Source organism: Borborobacter xinjiangensis, from assembly GCF_047739745.1.
Classification (GTDB): domain Bacteria; phylum Pseudomonadota; class Alphaproteobacteria; order Rhizobiales; family Rhizobiaceae; genus Pseudaminobacter.
In genome coordinates this window covers 79071-102411 of sequence record NZ_JBLLVA010000006.1, presented here as the reverse complement: position 1 = coordinate 102411, position 23341 = coordinate 79071, and the positions used below count along the sequence as shown (strand labels likewise).

Sequence of the window (23341 nt, the reverse complement as noted above, 5' to 3'; positions counted from 1 at the left end):
ACAAAGGACGCTCTAACTCTTGATTGAGCATCGGATCGATCCGAAAACCGGATTCCACTTTTCGGTCCGATGCTCTAGCGTCGCTCGTCGTAAGAACCCTGGAGATTGGTAAAGGTCTCGACCAGCGCCTCGACGATGACCTCGATGGAAGCGCGGCCCATTTCAGCGGTCGCCTTGGTCGGATCGCCGAAAATCGCCGCATGTCCCGCCTTCGGCCGGGGGCGCCGCATATAGGTACGGGTCGGATTGGTCGGCGCGACCAGATCCCAGCCGACGGGTCCATATTTGGCGCCCTCCAGCCGATCCATCTTGACGAGTTCCGGGCGGGTCGCGAGTTGAAGCGACGCCTCCAGCTCGCAGCCATGGCCCATGCCGCCGACCACCGAATTGCGCATGGCGTGGATCTTGCCGGCAGCCGGTTCCCAATAGCTCACCGCGGAAACCTTGAAATCGTAATCGGCATCGAGCTGATCGACCATATAGCGGGCGACCTGGTCGTTTGCCGTGCCGCTCGGGCGATTGCCGTTCAGCAGTATGACATGGTGAAAGCCCTGCCTGACCAGGGCTGCACCGATTTCAAACATCATCGTTTGGTAGGTCGGTATGGACAGCGAGATGGTACCGGGGAAATGCTCGAAAGTCATCGACACGCCGTAGGCAACCGGCGGGGCGACGAGGGCGCCGATGCGGTCGGCCAGCAGGAGCGCGATGTGCTCGGCCTGGTGCGTGTCGGTATCCACCGGCATATGCGGGCCATGTGCCTCGGTCGCGCCGGTCGGCACGATGACGGCGCGATTGCCGGCGATAGCGTCGGCAATCTCCATCTGTGTCATATGGGACATACGATGTTCCACGCTCACCTCCTGCTGCTGAAAGCCGTCGCTATTCGGCGGCCGCCGAGTGCGCCAGGTCTTGACCGACGGCCTGCCAGCCGTGATCGGGATCGGTCCAGCTTGGCGGATAGCGCACGCCGCCGGCCTGCTTCATCCCCCGGAATCCCCCACCACGATCGAACATGGGTGGAATGCCGCGCTCTGCGGCAAGCCTGGCGCGCAAGGCGCCGGTCCTGACGGGGTCGTGAGTCCATTTTCGTCCTTTGAGCACCGCGTCAACGCCGTAATCCTCGCGCGCGCTTTCCTCGCTGATCAGGCCGCATTGAAGGTCGTAGAGGACCTTGTCGACCTCACGGGCGAGCGGATCGCCCCAGCCGCCGCCGCCGGTCGTCACCACGCGCACGATCTGACCGGGCTGCACCTTCACCGTGTCGGACATCCCTGGATAGATCGTCTCCTTGCCTTCTGCGTCAACCACGGACACCTGATAGCTATGTCCGGCTTTGCCGCCATTGACGCCGTAACAGCCGAGGATCGAGCGGTCGGCGTTGGAGATCAGTCGGCACTCCTCGAGCGCGCGGATTTTCTTGTCGTAGCCAAAGCCACCGCGACGAAAGCCGGCACCACCCGAATCTGTCTTTAGAGCCAGTTCCTCGACCATGATCGGGTAACGGGTTTCGGAGAATTCTGCGGGCAGGTTTCGCGAGTTTGGCACGATATGGACGACATCCGATCCGTCTGCCCAGGGGCGGCCCGGTCCGCCGCCGCCCAGCACTTCGCGGAACAGGTAGAAGTCCTCGGTGTTGCGACCGCCAGTCAGGCCCCAGATGCGGATCGTCTCGTGATCGGCGGGCATCTTGCCGCCGGTTGCCTTGGATAGGCAGGCGGCAAACACCCCGAGCGAGCGCAGCATGAGAAAGAAGCGCATGCCGGTCGGCTTGCCGAAGGTCGGGGTGATGAGGGTTCCCTTCTGCGGAAACACCACCTCGATCACTTCGAGGACGCCCTCATTGGAATCGATCTCGGCGGCGCGCTCCGGCGATGCGGCTAGCGAACGCAGAACCGGCGCAAGCCACTTGCGGAAATAGCGACCCTCGACTTCGTCAAGCGACCAGTTGATCGGACCCTTCGCCTCGGCATCGGTGCCGGTAAAATCGAGTACGATCTTGTCCGGCGTCTTGGTCATTTTGCAGCGCAGAGCATGCAGGCGTGGCTCGTCGACGCCGTCGGCCTCGATATAGTCCTCGTAGTGATATTCGCCGTCCGCGATCTTGGGCAGGATTTCGCGGCGGAAGATTTCGGCTGCGTTGGTCAGGATTTGTTCGAAGGCGGCTTCCAACGTCTCGACGCCATAGCGTTCCGCAAGGGCCACGATACGCCGCGAGCCGAGCTTGGCCGCGCCGATTTCCGCATCGAGATCGCCTGCAAGGTGATCCTCCAGCCGCGAATTTCGAGTGATGATGCGGAACGCGGACTGGTTGAGGACGCCACGCTCATAGAGCTTGATCGGCGGCACCAGAACGCCTTCCATCCAGCTGTCAGTCGCATGCACCGGCAGGCTGCCTGGCACGGACCCGCCAATATCGTCGTGGTGACCGAAGACCTGACTGAAGCCGATCAGGCGCTCGCCATGGAAGATGGGCACGGTCGTGCATAGATCGGGCACATGGCCGATACCGCCGCAGGAATTGTATGGATCGTTCCAGAAGAAGACATCGCCGGGATGAATGTCGCCCTCGCCGAAATACTGGAAGACCGGCTCGACGATGGCCGAATAGGAGCGCCCGGTGAGCTTGCGGCCTTTGGCATCGAATAGGGCGACGCGATAGTCGTGCTGGTCTCGGATCATCGGCGAGCGCGCGGTCCGCTCGACCGCGGCCTCGATCTCCAGCTCGGCGGCGCGGATCGTCCCATGTATGACTTCGAGTTCGATCGGCCCCAATTTGGTGGGCTTGTTATCTATGCTCACGATTGAAGCTCCTTTCCCACGGTTTCCAGGATCAGATTGCGGAACCGGTCCGCGGTGCAGTGCCACCTGCTGGGGACGACAACCGTCGAGCCGTATTCCTGGATGATGGCCGGCCCATTGATGGTTTGGCCCGGGGCGAGGTCACCGCGCTCATAAAGCGGACAGGAAACCCATCCGGTGTCCTTCCAGTAGGCCTTGCGTTCACCAAACGGCTTGGCTCGTTCGATGCGCATGTCTTCAGCCGCGATGGTCGGCCGATGCTGGACCCCCACCGCACGCACGCGCAGATTGACCAGTTCGACGTCCTGCTTGCCCTCATAGTGGAAGCCGAACGATTGGTCGTGGACCTTGTGGAACTCCTTCCACATGTGGGCCACGGCGGCCGCGCCCGTGATCCCCTCGGGAATAGCGACCTGGACCTCGTGGCCTTCGCCGAAGTAGCGGACATCGGCAACATATTCGATGCGAATGCGGTCGGCCGGAATGCCCTCCGCCTTGATGTCGGCATAGCCCTCATTGGCCAGCGTCGCCCAGACATCGACGATTTCGGCAGTGTCGGCGCCCGACTGGCTGCGCACCATGGTGCGGATATAGTCGCGACGCACATCCGAAACGTGCAGGCCAAGTGCACAGAGATTGCCGGGATCGGGCGGAGAAATGACCGTACGGACGCCAAGGAAGTCGGCAACTTCGGTGGCAAAAAGGCCGCCCGCGCCGCCGAACGCCACCATTGCGTAACGACCGGGGTCGCGCCCGCGCGAGGTCGTGACCTTGCGGATGCCGAACACCTGGTTGACCGCCGCGATCTCCAGCACGCCGGCGGCAACAGCCTCGGCGCTCATATTGTGCTCGCGGCCGAGCTTCTCGTAAGCCGCCTGCGCGGCCGCCAGATCGAGCTTGATTTCGCCACCGATCAGTGTCGCCGGGAGCCGGCCAAGCACGATGGCGGCGTCGGTGACGGTCGGCTGCGTGCCGCCGCGCCCATAGCAGACCGGGCCAGGATCAGCACCGGCGCTCTGCGGCCCGACCTTGAGGTTCCCATAAGGATCGGTCCAGGCGATCGATCCGCCGCCCGAACCCACGGTGACGATGTCGAGCATCGGGGTTTTGACCGGATAATGTTCGACCATGGAGTCCGAGGTGTACATCGGAGTCTGGTTTTCGATGATCGCGACATCTGTCGAGGTGCCGCCGACATCGCTCGTCAGGATATTGTCATAGCCTGCCAGCTTCGCCATGTGGATGGCGCCGAGGATTCCCGCCGCTGGTCCCGACAGAAGCATTGTCACCGGACGCTCGCCGGCAGTGGAGTGCTTCACCACCCCACCGTTCGACTGCATGATGAGAAAAGGGATGTCGCCGGCCTGCGCGCGTAATTTGTCGGCTGCATCCTGCAAGTAGGTCTTGCAATAGGGTTTGACGAGCACGTCGACCAGCGTCGTCATGGCGCGTTCGTATTCGCGATATTCCGGCAGCACCACCGACGAGAGCGAGACGAACACACCGGGAAAGCGCTTCTCGATCAGTTCGCCGATACGGCGCTCGTGCTCACCGTTGGCGTAGGCATGCAGCAGGCACACGCCAATGCACCGCACGCCGTCCTCGACCAGTTCACCAACGGCCTTCAAAGTGGCTTCCTCGTCGATCGGTTCGATCTCGCTGCCGTCGAACTTCAGTCGGCCCGGCACCTCACGAACCAGGTCGAGGGGCACCAGTCGCGGCGGCTTCACCCAGAAGAAGGAATTGCCGTAGCCATCGGGAACCGACTGCCGTGCAATCTCGATCAGATGCCGGAAGCCGCGGGTGACCAGCAGGCCGAGGCCGTCGAACTTGTGCTCGAGCACCGCATTGGTCGCGACCGTCGAACCGTGCAGCAGCATGGCGAGATCCTTCGGATGTCCGCCGACTTTATCGAAAACCTTGCGCACGCCGTCGAGCAGCCCGACCGAGGGGTCGCTGGGCGTCGACGGAGTCTTGATCGCGGTCGTCGCCCCGGTCTCCTGATTGATGGCCACCACATCGGTAAAGGTCCCGCCGGTGTCGATTGCAATCCTGAGGCTCATCAAACTCCCTCCATGGATATCCGTATAGTGGATACATCATTCATATACTGCATATTCTGGGTTTTTGGCAAGCCCTCCCGGCGGGGTTTCCTGATTTCATGATGAGAGAGGCTTTGGACGACAAACCACGCCGACGCCGACGCGTTCGGCACGCAAAAGACCGATGACGCGGAAGACGGGCCTCGCGCCTGAGTTCAAGCTAAATGTCTGTAATTAAATGAATCTAGTCGAAGTTCTGGCTCGGGTCGAATGCCGATAGGGACAACTGAGGTCGATTCAGGTCAGGAACAGCGACGCGAATTTTTCCCGCAGTGCCTTCTTCTGCACCTTGCCCATGGCGTTGCGTGGCAACGTATCCATGGCGATCACCCGCTTCGGCAGTTTGAAGCGGGCAAGCACCGGTTCCAGCCCGCCGCGTATTTCCGTTTCACTGATGGCGGCGCCCTGACGCGCCACCACAACAGCAGTCACCGCTTCTCCGAAGTCAGGATGCGGTAGGCCGATCACGGCCGACTCGGCGATGGCCGGCAAGGCATCGAGCGCGTTTTCGATTTCGGCCGGATAGACGTTGAAGCCGCCGGAGATGATGAGGTCCTTGGCGCGGCCGGAGATGGTGATATAGCCGTCCGGGTCGACATAACCCAGGTCGCCGGTAATGAAAAAGCCGTCGGGCCGGAATTCCTCCGCGGTCTTTTCCGGCATCCGCCAGTAACCCTTGAACACGTTGGGGCCTTTGAGCTCGATGACCCCAATCTCGCCATCCGCAAATGGCTTTCCAGTGGCCGGGTCAGCTATGCGCACCGTGACCCCCGGCAAGGCGAAGCCGACCGCTCCGGGCCGCCGTTCGCCGGCATAGGGATTGCTGGTGATCATATTGGTTTCGGTCATGCCGTAGCGCTCCAGAATGGCGTGTCCGGTACGCGCGGTGAAGATACGGTGCGTTTCTGCCGATAACGGCGCAGAACCCGATATGAACAATCGCATATGCTGCGCCGTCTGCTGGTCGAAGCGGGGCTCGGCCAGCAGGCGGGAGTAAAAGGTCGGCACCCCCATCATTACGGTCACCTGTGGCAGCGCGGCCATCACGGCGGTCACCTCGAACTTCGGCAAGAAAATCATGGAGGCGCCGGACAGCAGGACCGTGTTGATGGCGACGAACAGCCCATGCGTGTGGAAGATCGGCAAGGCGTGCAGCAACACATCGGAGGCGTCGAAGCGCCAGACATCGACAAGGGCCAGCGCATTGGAGCGCAGGTTTTCGTGGCTGATCATCGCTCCCTTGGAGCGGCCGGTCGTGCCGGAGGTGTAAAGGATCGCCGCGAGATCGTCGCCATCGACGGGCAGGGTTGCAAATCCGGCCGCTTGCATCGAGGCAAGTGATTGCAGCGAGCCGGAGCCGTCCGCTTCGAGGGTTTCGATGAGCGGCGCACGAGCGCCAAGCTCGGCGTGAAGCACGGAGCATCCGGCCGCTTCGCATATGAGCAGGCCGGGCTCGGCATCGTTGACGAAGTAGGCAACCTCCGAAGGTGTATAGGCGGGATTGAGAGGCAGGTAGATCGCACCGCAGCGCAGGCAGGCAAGATACGTCCATACGCAGTCGACATGCTTGCCGGTCTGCACTGCTATCCGATCACCCTTCTTCACGCCAAGTTTGGTAAGCGCGTTCGCATAGCGACCGGACCAGGCAAGCATGTCGCCATAGGTAAAGGAGCCGCCACCCGGCACCCGCGCGAACGGAGCCTGGGGATCGTCGACCATTCCGGCGATGGTTGCGAACAGATTTCCTGTCATCAGCTTGTCCCCGCAGTAGCAGACGCATCTTCCATGAGCCGGGCGCCTATAGTGGCAAGCCGACGCACCGGAGACGCCGCAGGCACGTCCACGCCGGACGCATAGAGTTCATGATTGCGCTCGATTTCATCCAGCTTGTAGAGATAGTTAACCATGATCGTGTGCGATGCGCTGACGCCCGCGGGGCCGGTGTTGGCGAGCCAATTGATGCGCTCCAGGCGCGCGCCGTTGCCGAGATGGAACCGCGCCACCGGATCGAGCGGCCGGCCCTTGCCGTCGCGCGCACGTGTCAGGAAGTTCGCCACCAATGCCGTCAGCTCCGGCTCGAGCGCGGCAGCCACCGCAGCATCGTTCCACCATTGCGGGCGTGACAACGACGCTGCCAACGCCGAACCCGGCGCCGCGACAGCCTGCTCTTTCAGCCAGGAGGCAAATCGTGGCACCGGCGATAGTGTCACGAAACGATTCACATGCGGCAGTTCCGCCCGCAGTTCCTCGACGACCTGCTTGATCAGAAAATTGCCGAAGGAGATGCTGCGCAGACCCGGCTGGCAATCCGAAATGGAATAGAAGATGGCGGTGTTGGCGTTTGCCGCCTCGATGACCTCCCGGTCCGGATCCAGGATGGCGCGAATCGAGGTCGGGGCCGTTTTTGTCAACGCAACCTCGACGAAGATCAGCGGCTCATCACGCAGCCGAGGATGGAAAAAGGCATAAAGACGCCGATCCGGCGGGTCGATACGCCGCCGCAAATCATCCCAATCGGCGATTTCATGCACCGCTTCGTAGCGGATGATGCGTTCGAGGATAGCGGCGGGTGTTGACCAATCCACGCGTCGCAGTTCCAGGAAACCGCGATTGAACCATGACCTGAACAGATGCTGGAAGTCACGGTCGATGGCGATCAGGTCGGGACTTTTGTCGATGAGACGAAGCAGGTCGGCGCGCATCTTGATGAGATGCGGCGTTCCGCTCGCCGACTGATTGAGCAAGCGAAAGAGTTTCTGGCGGCGCGGCTCGGAGAATTGATGCAACGCCTCCGCCTTGTCCTGATCGGGCGCGGCGACGAAATCCCGGGCCGCCGCCAGCAGAGGTTTCAGCTCGGGTCCAAAACGCTCCAGCAGTGCCTGGAAGAAGGCAAGCCGCTCATCGGCGTCCAGCCTGGCATAGCGGGCAAGTATCTCCGAAGCGGTGGCAAGGGCGCTCGCTTCGCCATGCACCGAAAGCAGCCGTTCGGCCAGGGCAAGCGCCTGTTCGCCCGGAGTTGCGGTCTGTGCGACGAACGACCAATCGATAATGGCCCGGCCGCGTTCAGCCATGGCGCTCAGCATGTCACCGAGAAAAGACATTGTCGTGCAAACCCTCTTTCCGTGGGTGTAATCATTCGCGCCGCATGCGCGGCCTTCAATATATCAATCGGGTGATTGTGCCTCCGTTCGGGTGGAAAATCTGAGCCTGAGGTCCTCGCAAGCCAGCAGGATCCGCTCCGGTGTGGCTGGGGCGTCCAGTTTGGGGCAGAGCTTGTAGTTTCCCAGGCTGGCGACCGCGTCGGTGATGGCATTGAACACGCAAACCGCCAAATTGAGCGGAGGTTCGCCGATCGCCTTGGAACGATAGACCGTGTTCTCCCGGTTCCTGCTCCAGTCCACCAGCCGCATGTTGAAGGTCTTGGGGCGGTCGCTGCAGACAGGAATCTTGTAGGTGGAGGGCGCATGCGTCCGCAGCCGCCCCTGATCGTCCCAGACCAGCTCCTCGCTGGTCAGCCAGCCCATGCCTTGGATGAACCCGCCTTCGAGCTGACCCATGTCGATCGCCGGGTTCAGCGATTTGCCGACATCATGCACGATATCGATCCGCGTCACCTTGCTTTCGCCGGTGAGCGTGTCGATGGCGGCTTCGACCACCGAAACGCCGTAGCAGCAATAATGATATGCGCGCCCCTTCATCGTCACGGGGTCGACGGATATTTCCGGATTGCGGTAGTAGCCGAACGCCGAGAGCGAGACGAGGTTCTGATAAGCTTGCCGCACCAGCGTGTCGAATTCCACAAGTTGGTTTCCAATGCGCACGCGATTAGGCTCGAAAGCGATCTGCTCCTTGCCGACCTTGTAGTGGTCGGCAGCGAAGTCGACGAGCCGTGCTCTTATTTCGCGGGCGGCGATCTGCGCTGCTGCCCCGTTCATATCGGTGCCGGAGGATGCCGCTGTCGCGGTCGTGTTCGGCACTTTGTCGGTGACCGTACTGGTGATCTTGATGCGCCCGACATCGACCTGGAACTCCTCGGCCACGATCTGGGCAACCTTCATGAACAGGCCCTGGCCCATCTCCGTTCCGCCGTGGTTTAGGTGGATGCTGCCGTCCTGGTAGATATGAACCAGCGCGCCTGCCTGGTTGAGGAACCGCGCGGAGAACCCGACAGGATATTTGAGCGGCACCAGGGCGATGCCGCGCTTGACGACGCTGCTGGTCTTGTTGAAGGCGATGACGGCCTCCCGACGCGCAAGATAGTCGGACGCTTCCAATGCCTCGTCGATGATCCGTGGCAGGATGTTGTCGCGGATTACCCAGTCGTAGGGAGTGATGTTGCGCTCGTGCTCGCCGTAGAGATTGGCAAGCCGCACCTCTAGCGGCTGCTTGCCGAGTGCGAAGGCGATTTCATCCATCACCCTTTCGATGGCCAGATTGGCTTGCGGCGAGCCAAAGCCTCGGAAGGCGGTGTTGGATTGCGAATTGGTGCGGCACGGATAACCGGTCAGCGTTGCCGCAGGAAGGAAATAGGCGTTGTCGCAATTGTATATGGCTCGCTGCAGGACCGGCAGCGACTGGTCGTGCGAATAGCCGGCGCGCTGCATCAAGGACATTTCGATGCCGCTCAAACGACCGTCCGCCTCAAAACCGACATCATAATCGAAGCGAAAATCATGGCGCTTGCCGGTCATCATCATGTCGTCGTCGCGGTCCAGCCGCACCTTGGCCGGCCGTCCGGTCTTTACTGCGACAAGTGCGGCAAGCGCCGCAAACTGTGTTGCGCCGGTCTCCTTGCCGCCAAACGCTCCGCCCATGCGGCGGACCTCCACCGTAACGGCGTTGGCTTCGCGACCAAGCACGCGCGCCACCATATGCTGCACGGTTGAGGGGTCCTGCGTGGCGCAGTGGATATGTACGTCGCCATCCTCACGCAGCAGAGCCAGGCTGACCTGGCCTTCCAGATAGAAATGTTCCTGGCCGCCGACATTGAGCGTGCCCTTCAGACGATGCGGTGCCAACGCCAGTGCGGCCTGCGCATCACCCTGTACCAAGCGCATGGGCTCGGCCAGGAATGATTTACTGGCCATCGCCTGTTCGATGGTCAGCGTCGGCTCGAGATACTCGTAGTCGACAATGGCGAGACTTGCGGCATTACGGGCGTTTGCGATCGTATCGGCCGCGACGCAGAAGATCGGCTGGCCGAAATAGGCCACTTCATGTTCGGCGAGAACAGGCTCGTCTCCGGCATGCGCGTGGCCGAAATCGTTCTCTCCCGGAACATCCGCGGCGGTCAGGACCGCGGCCACACCGGGCGAGCGTCGCACTTTTTCTATATCGAGCTTGCGAATGCGGGCATGCGCCCGCTGGCTCTGGGCCACATAGACATGCAGCAGGTTACGAGGCTCGGGCATATCATCGACGTAAACCGCTTGCCCGCTGACATGCTTGAAAGCAGAATCATGCTGGATTTCCTGATGGACTCCGCCCTTGATCACATCTCCTGTGACGGGCTCCCTGATGATCTCATTCATGAGCAAAGCACCAATCATAAGGAACGCGAACGCGGTCTTTTTTCGACATTTCCAGAAAGCTGCGTTGCAGCAAATTCCTGGCCACCGTCATACGGTAAAGCGCGCTGGCGCGCATATCGCTGATCGGCTTGAAATCGGCCTCGAGCGCCAGTTGCGCGTCGCGAACTGCTGCCTCTTCCCATTTTTTTCCGATCACGGCGCGCTCGGCCGCAAACGCACGCTTGGGTATCGCGGCCATGCCGCCATAGGCAAAGCGCGCCACCTTCACCCGATCGTTTTCGATTTCGAGATAATGAGCGCCGCAGACGGCGGATATGTCCTGATCCTGCCGCTTGGCAACCTTGTGGACGTTGAATCGCGCCGTCGATGGCGGCACCGGGAATCGAACTGCCTCGACGAATTCGCCGGGCGCCCGATCCTGTTTCTGGTAGTCCAGGAAGAAATCCTGCAGCAAAAGCACGCGTCTTTCGTCGCCTTTCCTGAGTAAGACCTGCGCGCCCAATGCGAGCAGCGCCGGCGGCAGATCGCCGATCGGCGAGCCGTTGGCGATATTGCCGCATAAGGTGCCGCTATTGCGGATTTGGGCGGAGGCGAACCGTCGCATCAGCAGGCCCATGGCCGGAATGCGTTCGCCCAAACGGAGGGCGGCGCGGTTCAGGGAAACCGCCGCGCCGAACTCCAGAACGCCGTCATGCTCGCTCGCGGAACGCAAGTCCGATACGCCGAGGATCGATATGACGACGGGAAGGCGGCGATGCTGTTTCGTAACCCAGAGGCCGACATCCGTGCCTCCCGCCAAAATCGTGGCGTCCGGATATTGCAGCAGCAGTCCTGCGAACTCGTCCGCTGTCGCCGGCATGAAGAACTTGCAGTCGCCATGCTCCAGGCCCAAGCAACAGCCATCCGCCAATTCAGCCAGACGGTGTGCCGCTTCGCTCTGCTTCAGCTTGAAACGGTCATCCACCTCGACATTGGAAATGCGCGCCGCCGCGTCCAGGATCGGACCATAGCCGGTGCAACGGCAGAGATTGCCTGCCAGCGCATCATCCAGCGCTTCACGCGAAAAATCCTGGCCGTTGGCATGGGCCGCAAACAGCGACATTACGAAGCCTGGCGTGCAAAAGCCGCATTGCGAGCCGTTGCATGTCGCCATCGCTTGCTGAACCGGATGCAACTGTCCGTCCGCGCTGCCGAGATCCTCGACCGTGATCAATTGCTTGCCGTCAAGCATCGGCAGGAACTGGATGCAGGAATTGACCGCCCGGTAGCGCATCCCACCGTTTTCCGCCTCACCGATCACCACCGTGCAGGCGCCGCAGTCACCTTCCGCGCAACCTTCCTTGGTGCCGCAACGCACTTCCTGCCCCCGCAGATATTCAAGCACCGTCGTCGTGGGCGGCAAGCCGCGAATTTCTCGTATCTGGTCGCCAAGCATGAAGCGAATGAAATCACGCACCGGACGTCCCCCACTCGAAACGCCACTTGGGCCTAGCGCGCCGACCATGTGCTTGCCTCCACCCCACCGACGACGGCGCCATTCTTGATGTGGATGCGTCGGCCGGGAATGTTGCGCAGCATGTCCACCAGGTTGGAGACCGAATGCACGACCAGATCGGCCCGGCCACCGACGTCAAGCCGGTAGTTCTCGATGCCGAGCAGGCGCGCGGGACGCGATGTCGTCATCTCGAACGCTTCGCGCACTTCCGCATCGGTTCGCATGCCCGTGCTGAGGCAAGTCATATAGGCCGTGTCGATCGGATCCATCCGATTGAAGCGGAACCAGATGTCGTACATGTTATCGGCGCCGGCGCTGACATTGACGCCGGCATTCAACAGCTCCTTGGCGCGCGACGAGCCGCGATTGACAGGGGTCACGCCTTCGCCGCCGAGCATCTGCAGATTGGCGATGGGTAGTATGATCACGCCGATCTCGGCCTGCTTCACCTTCTCGATGACGCGCGCCGCCTCGTCGTCGGGATAGACCGCCAAAGCACAGCAATGGTCCGCCGTCACCCGGCCTTGGAGGCCGCGCTCCAGCGTCATGTCCGCGAGCATTTCGAGCGTCTTGAACTGCGGCAAGTCGGTGTAGTCGCAATGCATGTCGATCCGCGCATCGAACTTTTCGGCGATGTCCATCACGGTCGCGATGTGCGTGCGCTGATCCTCGAGCGTTCGCTCGAATTCCGGCAAGCCCCCAATGAGCCTGATCCCCATGCTGAGCGCCTCACGCAACAGACCCGGTGCCTGTGGGTCCGTGACGATGCCTTCCTGTGGGAAGGCTACGATTTCGACGTCGATCAGGTTTTTGAAGCGTTCACGGGCGCGCAACACGCCTTCGAGCGATACGAGCCTGGTGGCAAAATCGACATCGACCTGCGAGCGTATGGCGCCGAGCCCTTGTGCCACGGCAAGGTCGAGCGCGGCGCAAACCCGCGCTTCGACATCGGCTACCGTAAATTGCGCCTTTGCCTCGCGGGCGCGGGCAAAGGCCTCACTGTAGGAAAGCGCGCCAACATAATCGCGCGACAGAACCTTATCCAAGTGGAAGTGCGGATCAACGAAGCTCATGGTCACGAGCCCGCCGCGCGCATCTATCTTGCGAGCGGCACCCGATACGAACTTCCTGTCGATGGCCGCGATCTTGCCGGTCTCGAGCGCCACATCCCACGTGCCTTCGCGATCGAGCAGCCGGGCATTGCTGATCAGAATGTCGCAATTTGGAAGGCTGGTCTTGTCCTGCAGGTCAGTCAAATCGATGTCTCCGAACTATGATCCAAGGTAGGCATTTATGACCAGCGGATCACGGCGCACCTCCTGAGGCGTGCCGCAAGCGATGACCTTGCCTTCGGCGAGAACGATCACGCGGTCGCAGACATTCATGATCACGTGAAGATCATGGTCGATCAGCACAATTCCGCAACCGCGCCGCTCGCGTATTGCCTGGATAACTTCGACCAATTCCTGGGATTCGGCATGATTGAGGCCGGCGGTCGGCTCATCGATCAAAAGAAACTCCAGTTTGCCCGCAATCGCTCGCGCAATCTCCAGCCTTCGTTGCATGCCATAGGACAATTCCGACGCGATGCGTCCGCAATGCTGTCTGAAGTTGAGCTCGTCCAAGGCGCGCAGCGCATTCTCCCTGCGGTCGCCACGGTCCAGCCAGGCGGCCGCGACCTCCACCGTTTCCAGCACGGTGAAGGATGGAAAGAGGCGAATGTTCTGGAACGTCCGTCGAATGCCGAGGCATGCCGCTTCGCGCAGCGACACGCTGGACCACTCGCGGTCTCCCATTCTGAAGCGCCCGCTATTCGGCACGAAGACGCCGGAAATCACGTTGAGAAGAGTGGTCTTGCCGGAACCGTTGGGGCCTATCAGACCGACGATCTCTCCTTTGCTGATGTCGATATCGACCCCGTCAAGGGCGGTAAGACCCTTGAACTTCATGACCACGCCGTTGGTTTGTAGATGCATGTGTCGGCCACCGATTGAACAGGAAAGTAGGAAGGCCCATCGCGGACCTTCCTTCGGCATGTCATTTCACCGGCGGAAATTTCTCCGGAAAACCGACCGACTCGGTCAGGAACTGGCGATTTTCCAGATCGAATTTCACCACCGCATAATCCTTTTTCGGGATGCCTCTGCCGATCGGACTGTTCTTGAACGAGATCGGGCCGGTTGCGCCTTCGACATTTTCGAGATTGTCGAGCGAATCGCGCACCGCCGCGCCGTCCGTGGTGCCGGCCGCCTCGACGGCCGCGGCCACGCTCACGATCAGATCGTAACCGAGCGCGGTCTGCAGCGATTCAGGATCCGTGCCGAACTTGGCGCGATACTCCTTCTCGAATTTTTCGAAAGTCGAACCTGGCGTGCGGTTGCCGCCATAGGTGGTCATCACCGACAAGCCAAGTTGCTTTCCGGCATCGAAGATCACCGGCGTGTCATTGCCATCGACCAGAAGAATAGGCTTGGTGTTGCCGAGCCGCTCCATGTCCTTGAGAAAGGCTGTCGTGTCGGGCGGAAACGTGTTGGACATGATCACATCGGCATCGCCATTGACCATCTTGGTAGCGGTCACGCGATAGCTGCTGTCGCCCAGCGTGTAGAAGGCTTCCCCAACAATTTCGCCGCCGAGTTCGCGGAAGCGCTCTTCAAAGGCCGTCGCCAGCGTGTGGGTATAGCCTTCGCTCTTGGATTTCAGCGTAAAGGCCTTTTTGTAACCCTGCTTGGCCGCGTATTCCGCCAGAAACGCGCCTTGCGTGAGCGTGCCTGGAACATTGAGGAAGCCGAAGCCGTCGGGCACCTGGCTGGGTCCGGCAGCGTCGGCGCCGCAACTGCTCATGACCGGTATCGAAGCCTTGGCGGCCATCTGGGCGCCCGGAAGCGATACATCCGTGTCGCAAGTGGTGACGATGAAATTCGAACCGCTCGCGATCAATTCCTGCACGACTGTGGCGCCGAGCATCGGGTCGGATTTCATGTCACGCCGGTCGAGTTCGATCTTCACCTTGCCGGCTATGCCGCCCTTGGCGTTTATCTCGTCGATCGCGACCTCCATGCCCTTGGCCAAGGGCTCGTCGACGAAGGAGAGATAGTTGGACTTGTCCGAGGCCCAGCCGATCTTGTAGCTCGTGCCGGGCTCAAGCGAGCCGCCGGCGACTGCCGCAGCGGCCGAGCAGATTATTGCGATCGCAGCGGTGGCCGAGATCAGCAGCGTCTTGCGTCTGTTCGCATTTCCGAAAACGTCAATCATTGTTCCTCCCGTGGATTTACGTTTTATGTTTTTGCGGAATCCGGAGTACGGCCCTCCCTGATTTGCGAAGGGGTCTTTGCTCCAGAAATTGCTCCTCCCAGCCATTTCTGAAGCAGTTCCTCGATCTCCCAGCGGCTGACCAGGCCCTGAGGTCGCATCGTCAGCGTGATGACGATCAGAAGCGCCAGCACTGCGGTCGTGAGGCCAGGCGCCTCGTTGAGATTGAACGATCCGATCGAAAAGCCGTTCTCAAGCCGCCGCAGCCCCTCGGCGAGCAAGGTGATGAGTGCAGTCCCGGCAATGGCGCCGGTGATCGATCGGCCGCCGACAATGACCATGGTGACAAGCAGGAAGGTGAGCTCGAAATGGAACGCCTTGGGAAGGATGGCGCCGATATAATGCGCATAGAGCGCACCGGCCACGGCCGCGCCGGCGGCGCTGACCACCCACATCAGATAGCGGCTGTTGACGATGTCGACGCCAGACGCCTGGGCCGCGATAAGATCGTCGCCGCTGGCGCGTAGACCAAGCCCGATATTCGACTCGCGAAGAAGCCGCGCCAAGACCAGCACGACTGCGAAAGCACCCATGCACCATGCAAGCGTCGTGTAGGGCGGAATGCCGCTGAATGCCTTCGAACCGCGCGTCAGTTGCTCGGCATTGGAGAGGACGGTGAAGACGATCACCATGAAGCCGAGCGTCGCAACCGCCGCCGCCGCGCCGCTCAATCTGATGAACACCCGTCCGATGATCGCCGCGACAATGACGGCCACCGCGATGCCGATCAGCATGGCTGGGAAGAAGCCTAGCTGCGCGTTTACGATGAAGGCCGGTGCATCGGGGATTCCCGATGCCTTGATCGCCGGGTCGGCGGTGAACAAGGCCGATCCGTAGGCGCCGAGCGCCATGAAACCGACATGGCCGAAGGAGATCACCCCGCAATTGCCGGTGTAGGTCTGCAGGGCGATAGCCGCGATTACATTGATCAGAAAGACCGTCAGGATGCGCAGGTCGGTTGGCGAGCCGATCAGTACAACTGCGATGGCAACTGCGCTGACGATCAAAAGCGTGACCGCCGATCCAAGCAGTGACTGGCCCCACCATTTGGTTGCATGATTGCTCATACGCGCTGCTCCTCGGTCAGTCGCACTCCGAAAAGACCACCCGGGCGCCAGCGCAGGATGATGATGGCAATGCCGAAGACGATGGCATCGAGATAGGGACTGAAGCTGTCCGACAGCAGCGCCTCCGACCCCACTTCCAGGAAGGCCAGCAGGAAGCCGCCGATGACGGCCGCCGGCAGACTGCCGAGCCCGCCGATCACGCAGGCGATGAAGCCCTTGAGCATTGGCTCGAATCCGGAGGAGGGGACGACGTTGGGCACGGTCGCGAAGTAGAAGAGGGCCGCGACGCCGGCCAGTAGGCCCGACAAGGCGAAGGCGCCGATGAAAAGCGCGTTCGCCTTGATGCCCATCAGCCGCGTGGTCCGAAAATCGTCGGCAGCAGACCGAAGCGCCAGGCCGATGACGGTCTTGCGCAGGAAAAACGTGAGTCCCAGAACGATCGCGCCGGTGATCAGGATGATCGAAATGTCCAGCCATTGGACGCGAAGCGCGCCGATCTGCAGTGCGGCGTCGACGAAAAGCGGCAGTTCGATGCCCTTGGGCCGCGCGCCGAATGTCAGCAGGAAGATACTCTGAAGTGCGACCGAAACGGCGAAGGACGTCATCAGCAGCGTCAGCGGCTGGGCGTTGCGCAAGCGGCGATAGGCGACGCGCTCCAGCACCAGGGCCGCGACAATGGAAGCGGCAATGGCGGCAACGATGGCGAACACCCAATGCGCGCCGGCTGAGAGAGCTGTAAACAGCGTATAGCCGGCGACCGTCATCAGCTCGCCATGGGCAAAATTGGCCAATCGGAGGATGCTGAAGACGATGGCCACGCCGAGCGCCACCAGCGCATAGATCGAGCCGAGCGATAGTGCGTTGATGAACTGCTGAAGTGCAAGCTGCATGGCTAGGCTCTCCGCTCGCCAAGATAGGCATCTTCCAGCGTGCTCGTTCGGATATCGGCGGCACTGCCGGACAGTTCGAGACGACCGTTGGCGAGCACATAGGCTCTGTCGGCGACCCGCAGGGCCCTGTCGGCATTCTGTTCGACCAACAGGATCGTTGCCTGGCGCTGCTTCAGCTCCTCGATAATGTCGAAAATCCTGTTGACCATGATCGGTGCCAGCCCGAGCGAAGGCTCGTCGAGCAGCAGGAGCTGCGGACGGGCGAGCAGCGCGCGAGCAATGGCGACCTGCTGCTGTTCGCCGCCGGAAAGCAACCCGGCCTGCTCATGCGCGCGGCTGCGAATGATTGGGAACATCTCTTCCAAATGCACCCGTTCGCGCTCGAATTCAGCCGCACCGAGCGCAGCCGCGCCAAGTCGCAAATTCTCCCGCACCGTCATGTTGGCGAACAGCCGCCGGCCTTCGGGCACCAATGAAATTCCTCGCCGGACTATGGCCTCGGTGCTCTTGCGCGAAATATCCTGTCCGCCGAAGATTATTGTGCCGCCGGTGCGCGGTGCCAGACCGACAATTGCGTTCAATGTGCTGGATTTGCCGGCGCCGTTGGCACCGAGGAGCACGACCGTCTCGCCGGCCTTGACGTCCATGTTCAGATGACGAACCGCCTCGACGGAGCCGTATGAAACTGAGAGCTCGGCTATCGCCAGAATGGTGCTCGCTGCGTGCGCCGGAACCGCCTGACTGAAATGCTTCTGATCCACTGAAAGCATCGTCATTTTTGTCCATTATATGGATATCATGTTCTCCTACGTAACACGCGCAGCTACCGCCCGCAAGCTGGAATGCACGTATTGTTCTGAACAATGAGGCAGCGAATTCAATAAGGCGCGCTGGAGCGGCGTAGACAATGCGAGGCCGGATACCCGCAATTTCGTGTCATGGGGCAGGCGATCGGCGGACGCTTGATGAGATCTCGTCTCACATTCCTCGCTGGACCCGGTGCAACGTCCCGAATTGCGGATTTCGGCTCATTAGGAAAGCTGCATAGAATATCCTGATGCAGGAGAAACAATAAAAATAATTTTCAAGTGGCAGTGGGCACCGCACATTCATGGCGAACTTCACCAATTCCCGATTTAAGGGCACCCTTGATGCTTTCGACATGGGCAGATCGTCTGAGTGCCGGCGGCCCGGCCTTGAGTGAACCGCCTGTGTGAGGTGAAAGGATGGACATGAAGCAAGATGCCCTGGTCTTTTACAGCCCGGTCGACGATCCCAGCGCTTGGAGAGATGCGCTCGCCCATGAACTGCCGGATCTGGACTTTCGGGTCGATCCGGAGGTCGGCGATCCCGATGAGATCAGTTACGCGCTGGCCTGGCTGCCTCCCAAGGGCTTTTTTCAGCGCTTCCGCAATCTCAAGCTGGTGACCAATCTTGGCGCGGGTGCAGACGCGCTGCTCAACCGCGACGACCTTGCCCCTGTTCCGATTACGCGGCTGTCGGACCCCGGCATGGTTTCGTTGATGACGAGCTACGTCATTTTCGCCGTCACCCGCTATGCCCGCGACATTCATATCTTCGAGCGGGCGAAGCGGCGCGGCGAATGGCACTATGTTCATCCGCGGCCTCTGTCGGAAATCAAGGTCGCCGTGCTGGGGCTGGGTGAGCTCGGTGCGAATGCCGCGCAGTCGCTGGCCGCGATGGGCTACGATGTACGCGGCTGGTCGAGAACGCTGAAGGATATTCCGGGCGTCGCATGCTGTGCCGGTCGCGAGGCGCTCGATGCCATGCTTGGCGAGTGCGAGATCTTCGTCATTCTGCTGCCGGCCACCAGCGATACCAAGGCGCTGCTCGGCGCCCGGGAACTGGCCTTGATGCCGCACGGCGCGAAATTCATCAATGCGTCGCGGGCCGCGGTGGTCGATGAGGAAGCGCTGCTGGCCGCACTTCGTTCCGGCGCAATAGGGGAGGCGACGCTCGATGTCTTCAATGTCGAGCCCTTGCCGGCGGACCACCCCTTTTGGGCCCAGGAGAATGTTCTGATAACGCCGCATCTTGCGAGCATTACGGTGCCGCATCTGGCGGTTCGCAACGTTGCCGAAAGCATAAGACGAATACGTCGCGGGGAGGAGCCGCTGCATCGGGTCGATCCACGACGAGGCTATTGAGGGCAGGCGGAAAGAAGCAAAGGCGCCGCAGCCTTCCCTCTGCCGGAGCGCAAAGGCGTTTCGGAAACGGAAAACAAAAATGGATGGAGGAACAGCATGAAAAAGAGTTTGATTGCGCTTGGTGCGTTGGCGGCCGTTGTCGCCGCCACGCCGTCGGGTGCGCAGGAGAAATTGATCGTCAGCACCTGGGGCGGCAACTGGAAGGACGGCACGGCGATCATCGCCAAGGAATTCACCAAACGGACCGGCATGGAGGTCGAGTTCATCACCGGCGGTACGCTCGACCGCCTGGCCAAGGCCAAGGTCGCCAAGGGGAACCCTGAGTCCGACGTGACCTATACGACGTCGCATGTCGGCTATCTCTACCAGTCCGACGGCCTGTTCGAGAAGCTCGACATGAGCAAGATCCCGAACGCCGCCGACCTCTACCCCGCCGGAGATCGCGGCGGTTATGAAATGGGCGTCTACTCCTATGTGTATTCCCCGGCTTTCCGCACCGACCTGATGCCTGAAGACTTCAAGATCGACTCCTGGAACGTATTGTGGGGCAAGGACATGGAGGGCAAGCTCGGCCTGCCCGATTTCGATCCGAGCCACATCGTCATCGCTGCGTCGGTCATGGAAGGCAAGACGCCTGCCGACTGGGAGAGCATAACCGAGCGTCTTGAGGCATTGAAGCCGAGCATCAAGGCCTTCTATCAGTCCGACGCGACCAGTCAGGACCTGATGCGCACCGGCGAAACTCCGGTGCAGGTGCTGTTGTCGATCAACGGCTACCACCTTGTCGAACAGGGAATGCCGGTCAAGATCGAGATTCCCAAGGAGGGCGCCGTGGTCGGCATTGGCGCTCTCGGCATCAACGCCGGAACCAAGAAGCTCGACGCCGCGCACGAGTTCATCAACATCGCGCTCGATCCGGCAATTCAGGAACAGATCTGCGAATTTCACAAATGTTCGCCGATGAACAAGAAGGCGAAGGTTTCGCCTGAACTCGCCAAGATGCCGGGCATCTTCACCACGCCGGAGCAGTGGGAAAAAGAAGCAATCGTCTTGGATGACGCGACCTATGCCAAGCTGCTTCCCCTGTGGAAGATCTGGTTCACCGAAAACATGATGCACTAATCAGATGAAGGCGGGCGGCGCCTTGAACGCCGCCCAATTCCCATGACGCAACAGCGCCCCTTTTTCGTTCCGTTCCTCGTACCGGCGGTTCTCGTCTCGGTGATCTTCGCCGCGGCGATGTTCAACGTCCTGCAGTACAGCTTTCTCGAATTTGTTCCGGGGTCGCTGGAAGTGGGCGGCTTCACGCTGGAGAATTTCACCCGCATCAACAAGCCCGTCTATTATTGGGTCCTGCTCGATACCTTCATCCTGAGCTTTGCCACCGCGTTCTTCTCGCTGGTCCTGAGCTATCCGATCTCGTTCGCACTGGTGAGGGCCGAACGGAACTGGGTGCGCTCGACGCTCGTCATTTTGGCGATCACGCCGCTCTTTACCGGTGAAATCGTACGAACCTATTCCTGGATGCTGGTTCTTGGAACTGACGGTTTCGTCAACTCGATGCTGAAGAACCTCGGCGTGATCGAGGATTCCGTGGCGATCATGTATACGCGTGTCGGCGTCGTCATCGCTCTGGTGCAGTTCGCCATGCCGGTGATGATCATCCTGCTTGCCACGGCGATCAGCCAGGTCAATCGCGACTGCGAAAAAGCGGCCGCCAATCTGGGCGCCACGCCGAACACGGTCTTTTGGCGGGTGACCATTCCGTTGACGCTGCCCGGAATCCTGTCGGGATTCGTGGTGGTTTTCGCCTGGACGATGAGTGCGTTTTCGACGCCGCAGCTGATCGGCGGCGGCAAGGTGCTGATGATTTCCAACGTGGTCTATCTGCAGGGCTTCTCGTCGTTCAATCTGCCGTTCGCGGCCGTGCTTAGCATCATCGCGCTTGCCGCCGCACTGGGAAGCCTGGCGCTCATGAAGCTCTTCACCCTGCGCATCGAGCGCAGCATGGCCGTGGCATGAGCGGGAGGGCCACCATGCGAAACACCCTGTTCTGGACCGCCGTTGTCGCCATTCTGCTCTACATGACGATTCCGGCAATCGTCGTCCTCATGACATCGGTCAATCCGACCGAGGTCATGGCGTTTCCACCCGAAGGTTTCTCGCTGCGCTGGTATCAGAAGGCCCTGACCTATCCTGATTTCCAGAGCGCATTCAAAACCAGCATGATCGTCATGCTGTTGGCATCGACGTTTGCCTTGCTGCTCGGCTCGAGTTTTGCCTATGTGATCTTTCACTATAAATTCCGTGGCAGGGGTTTGCTCGAGGCGGCGCTGTGGTCGCCGCTGATTATCCCACATTTCACGACCGGTTTCGGCTTTCTCCTGCTCGGCAGCCATCTCAATCTCACGCAGGGCTACGCAATCATAGTCATGGCGCATGTTCTGCTGGTGACGCCTTTCGTGACCAGGGCCGTTTTCGTCTCGCTCAGCAATGTCGATCCGAATTTCGCCCGCGCGGCAGCCAATCTCGGCGCCACGCCGAGATCCGTCCTGTTCAAGGTAACCATACCCCTGGTGTTGCCGGGCATGCTCGGAGGCTGGCTGATTGCAGCGATCCTGTCGCTCACGGAATTTACGGCTTCGCTCTACGTCACCGCCAGCCGCACCCAAACGCTGCCGGTCGCCATGTACAACTACATTCGCGAATATGCGGATCCGACAATTTCAGCGATCTCGTCGCTGCTGATCATCTCGACCATGGTTATCATGGCTATCGCCAATCATTTTCTCGGTCTTCGTCGAATTCTCGGCATCGACAATCGCTGACGGCCAGGAGGGAGTTTCATGTTCCATCAAAAAGTGACTGGCCTCGGTCAAGTCGATCACGCTGTCGAAATCGACCGTGTCAGCAGGATATTCGGGGCGGTGACCGCCGTTAACAACGTATCGCTGTCGATCCGTTCGGGAGAGTTCATGACTTTGCTCGGGCCCAGCGGCTGCGGCAAGACCACTCTGCTCAATATGGTGGCCGGCTTCATCAATCCAAGCTCGGGCACGATCCGCATCGGTGGCGGCGACGTGACGGATGTTCCGGTCCATCTGCGCGACACGGGCATGGTGTTTCAAAGCTATGCGCTGTTTCCGCATATGGATGTCTTCGACAATATCGCTTTCGGCCTGCGCCAGCGAAAGTTCTCCAAGTCGGAAATTTCGCAAAAAGTGATGCAGACCATCGATATGATGAAGCTGTCGGGCATGGAGCACCGGCGCATTTCGCAATTGTCGGGAGGTCAGCAGCAGCGCGTAGCTCTGGCCCGCGCAATCGCCATTCAGCCGAAGGTGCTGTTGCTGGATGAGCCGCTCTCGGCGCTTGACAAGAGCTTGCGCGGCCAGATGCAGATCGAACTCATCGAGCTGCATCGCAACACCGGGTTGACCACCATCTTCGTCACCCACGACCAGGGCGAGGCGCTCAGCCTTTCGGATCGGATCGTGGTGATGAACCGTGGGGAGATCCAGCAAGTGGCCTCGCCGATCGATCTCTACCGGCAGCCGGCAAACGGCTTCGTCGCCTCGTTCATCGGTGAGATCAACGCGTTGCCGCCGGCTGTCTATCAGACATCCGGAAACGAGATCAGCCTTGCACTGGGAAATGTACGGCTGACCACGACGCGGCGGCCTGACTGGCGGTTCGATGCGGGCAGGACGGTGAAGGCCTTCGTGCGGCCGGAGCATATCCGGGTGGCATCGCCAAACGATGGAGAGCGCAATGTGGTCTCAGGCGAGGTGACGACGCATATTTATCAAGGCTCGCACACCATCACCCGGCTCCATGTCGAGAGCCTGGGTTCCATCGAGATGCGGCTGCCCGGTGCGGACGTGGTCGGCATGTTTCCGGTCGGCTCGACCGCGCGGATCGTCATGGACCTTTCGGACGCCGTCCTGCTCGCCGAGCCGGGCAACTGATCGCCC

Annotated in this window: 18 protein-coding genes; 5 read left to right on the top strand and 13 right to left on the bottom strand. The window is 60.8% G+C overall.

The genetic code is table 11. From position 1 onward, the window contains the following. Positions 1-74: 74 nt before the first annotated feature. The 13 genes from ACLKMW_RS09450 to ACLKMW_RS09390 form a co-directional block, all read right to left on the bottom strand. On the bottom strand, positions 75-842 hold the full coding sequence (locus tag ACLKMW_RS09450) for a creatininase family protein (RefSeq protein ID WP_415724202.1): 768 nt from the start codon (positions 840-842) through the stop codon (positions 75-77). Positions 843-882: 40 nt separating this feature from the next. After that, a complete protein-coding gene (locus ACLKMW_RS09445) occupies positions 883-2802 on the bottom strand; it encodes a hydantoinase B/oxoprolinase family protein (RefSeq protein WP_415724201.1) in 1920 nt (639 codons plus the stop codon). Beyond that, positions 2799-4865, bottom strand: coding sequence for a hydantoinase/oxoprolinase family protein (locus ACLKMW_RS09440; protein ID WP_415724200.1), 2067 nt, complete (start codon positions 4863-4865; stop codon positions 2799-2801). The genes ACLKMW_RS09445 and ACLKMW_RS09440 overlap by 4 nt, the downstream gene beginning before the upstream one ends. 276 nt (positions 4866-5141) lie before the next feature. Continuing rightward, entirely contained in the window at positions 5142-6656 is a 1515-nt protein-coding gene (locus tag ACLKMW_RS09435; protein ID WP_415724199.1) for a malonate--CoA ligase, read from the bottom strand. Further along, positions 6656-8005, bottom strand: coding sequence for a malonyl-CoA decarboxylase (locus ACLKMW_RS09430; protein WP_415724198.1), 1350 nt, complete (start codon positions 8003-8005; stop codon positions 6656-6658). Before ACLKMW_RS09430 ends, ACLKMW_RS09435 begins: the two co-directional genes overlap by 1 nt. A gap of 63 nt (positions 8006-8068) precedes the next feature. Further along, positions 8069-10435, bottom strand: coding sequence for a xanthine dehydrogenase molybdopterin binding subunit (gene xdhB, locus ACLKMW_RS09425; protein ID WP_415724197.1), 2367 nt, complete (start codon positions 10433-10435; stop codon positions 8069-8071). Next, the gene (gene xdhA / locus ACLKMW_RS09420; protein WP_415724196.1) at positions 10428-11891 is read right to left on the bottom strand and encodes a xanthine dehydrogenase small subunit; all 1464 of its coding nucleotides are present in this window, start codon (positions 11889-11891) and stop codon (positions 10428-10430) included. The genes xdhB and xdhA overlap by 8 nt, the downstream gene beginning before the upstream one ends. Positions 11892-11923: 32 nt before the next feature. Further along, positions 11924-13186 carry an amidohydrolase family protein gene (locus tag ACLKMW_RS09415; RefSeq protein WP_415724195.1) on the bottom strand — a complete coding sequence of 421 codons (1263 nt, stop codon included), beginning with the start codon at positions 13184-13186 and terminating at the stop codon, positions 11924-11926. 15 nt (positions 13187-13201) lie between these two features. Then, a complete protein-coding gene (locus ACLKMW_RS09410) occupies positions 13202-13906 on the bottom strand; it encodes an ABC transporter ATP-binding protein (RefSeq protein ID WP_415724194.1) in 705 nt (234 codons plus the stop codon). 61 nt (positions 13907-13967) lie between these two features. Then, positions 13968-15185, bottom strand: coding sequence for an ABC transporter substrate-binding protein (locus ACLKMW_RS09405; protein WP_415724193.1), 1218 nt, complete (start codon positions 15183-15185; stop codon positions 13968-13970). A 23-nt stretch (positions 15186-15208) separates the two neighbouring features. Further along, on the bottom strand, positions 15209-16309 hold the full coding sequence (locus ACLKMW_RS09400) for a branched-chain amino acid ABC transporter permease (protein ID WP_415724192.1): 1101 nt from the start codon (positions 16307-16309) through the stop codon (positions 15209-15211). Continuing rightward, entirely contained in the window at positions 16306-17199 is an 894-nt protein-coding gene (locus ACLKMW_RS09395; protein WP_415724191.1) for a branched-chain amino acid ABC transporter permease, read from the bottom strand. Before ACLKMW_RS09395 ends, ACLKMW_RS09400 begins: the two co-directional genes overlap by 4 nt. Before the next feature lie 2 nt (positions 17200-17201). Then, positions 17202-17975: an ABC transporter ATP-binding protein gene (locus tag ACLKMW_RS09390; protein ID WP_415724190.1), complete on the bottom strand. Its 774-nt coding sequence runs from the start codon at positions 17973-17975 to the stop codon at positions 17202-17204. Positions 17976-18431: 456 nt separating this feature from the next. Here ACLKMW_RS09390 and ACLKMW_RS09385 point away from each other — a divergent pair, with 456 nt between their 5' ends. The 5 genes from ACLKMW_RS09385 to ACLKMW_RS09365 all read left to right on the top strand — a co-directional run bounded on the left by ACLKMW_RS09385 (position 18432) and on the right by ACLKMW_RS09365 (position 23335). Then, positions 18432-19367, top strand: a complete 936-nt coding sequence (locus tag ACLKMW_RS09385; protein WP_415724189.1) for a 2-hydroxyacid dehydrogenase — start codon at positions 18432-18434, stop codon at positions 19365-19367. A gap of 96 nt (positions 19368-19463) precedes the next feature. Further along, positions 19464-20489: an ABC transporter substrate-binding protein gene (locus tag ACLKMW_RS09380; protein WP_415724188.1), complete on the top strand. Its 1026-nt coding sequence runs from the start codon at positions 19464-19466 to the stop codon at positions 20487-20489. Between the two features lie 42 nt (positions 20490-20531). Continuing rightward, complete coding sequence (locus ACLKMW_RS09375) at positions 20532-21389, top strand: ABC transporter permease (protein WP_415724187.1); 858 nt, start codon at positions 20532-20534, stop codon at positions 21387-21389. Positions 21390-21403: 14 nt separating this feature from the next. Beyond that, entirely contained in the window at positions 21404-22195 is a 792-nt protein-coding gene (locus tag ACLKMW_RS09370; RefSeq protein WP_415724186.1) for an ABC transporter permease, read from the top strand. An 18-nt stretch (positions 22196-22213) separates the two neighbouring features. Then, positions 22214-23335, top strand: a complete 1122-nt coding sequence (locus ACLKMW_RS09365) for an ABC transporter ATP-binding protein (protein WP_415724185.1) — start codon at positions 22214-22216, stop codon at positions 23333-23335. Positions 23336-23341 lie beyond the last annotated feature (6 nt).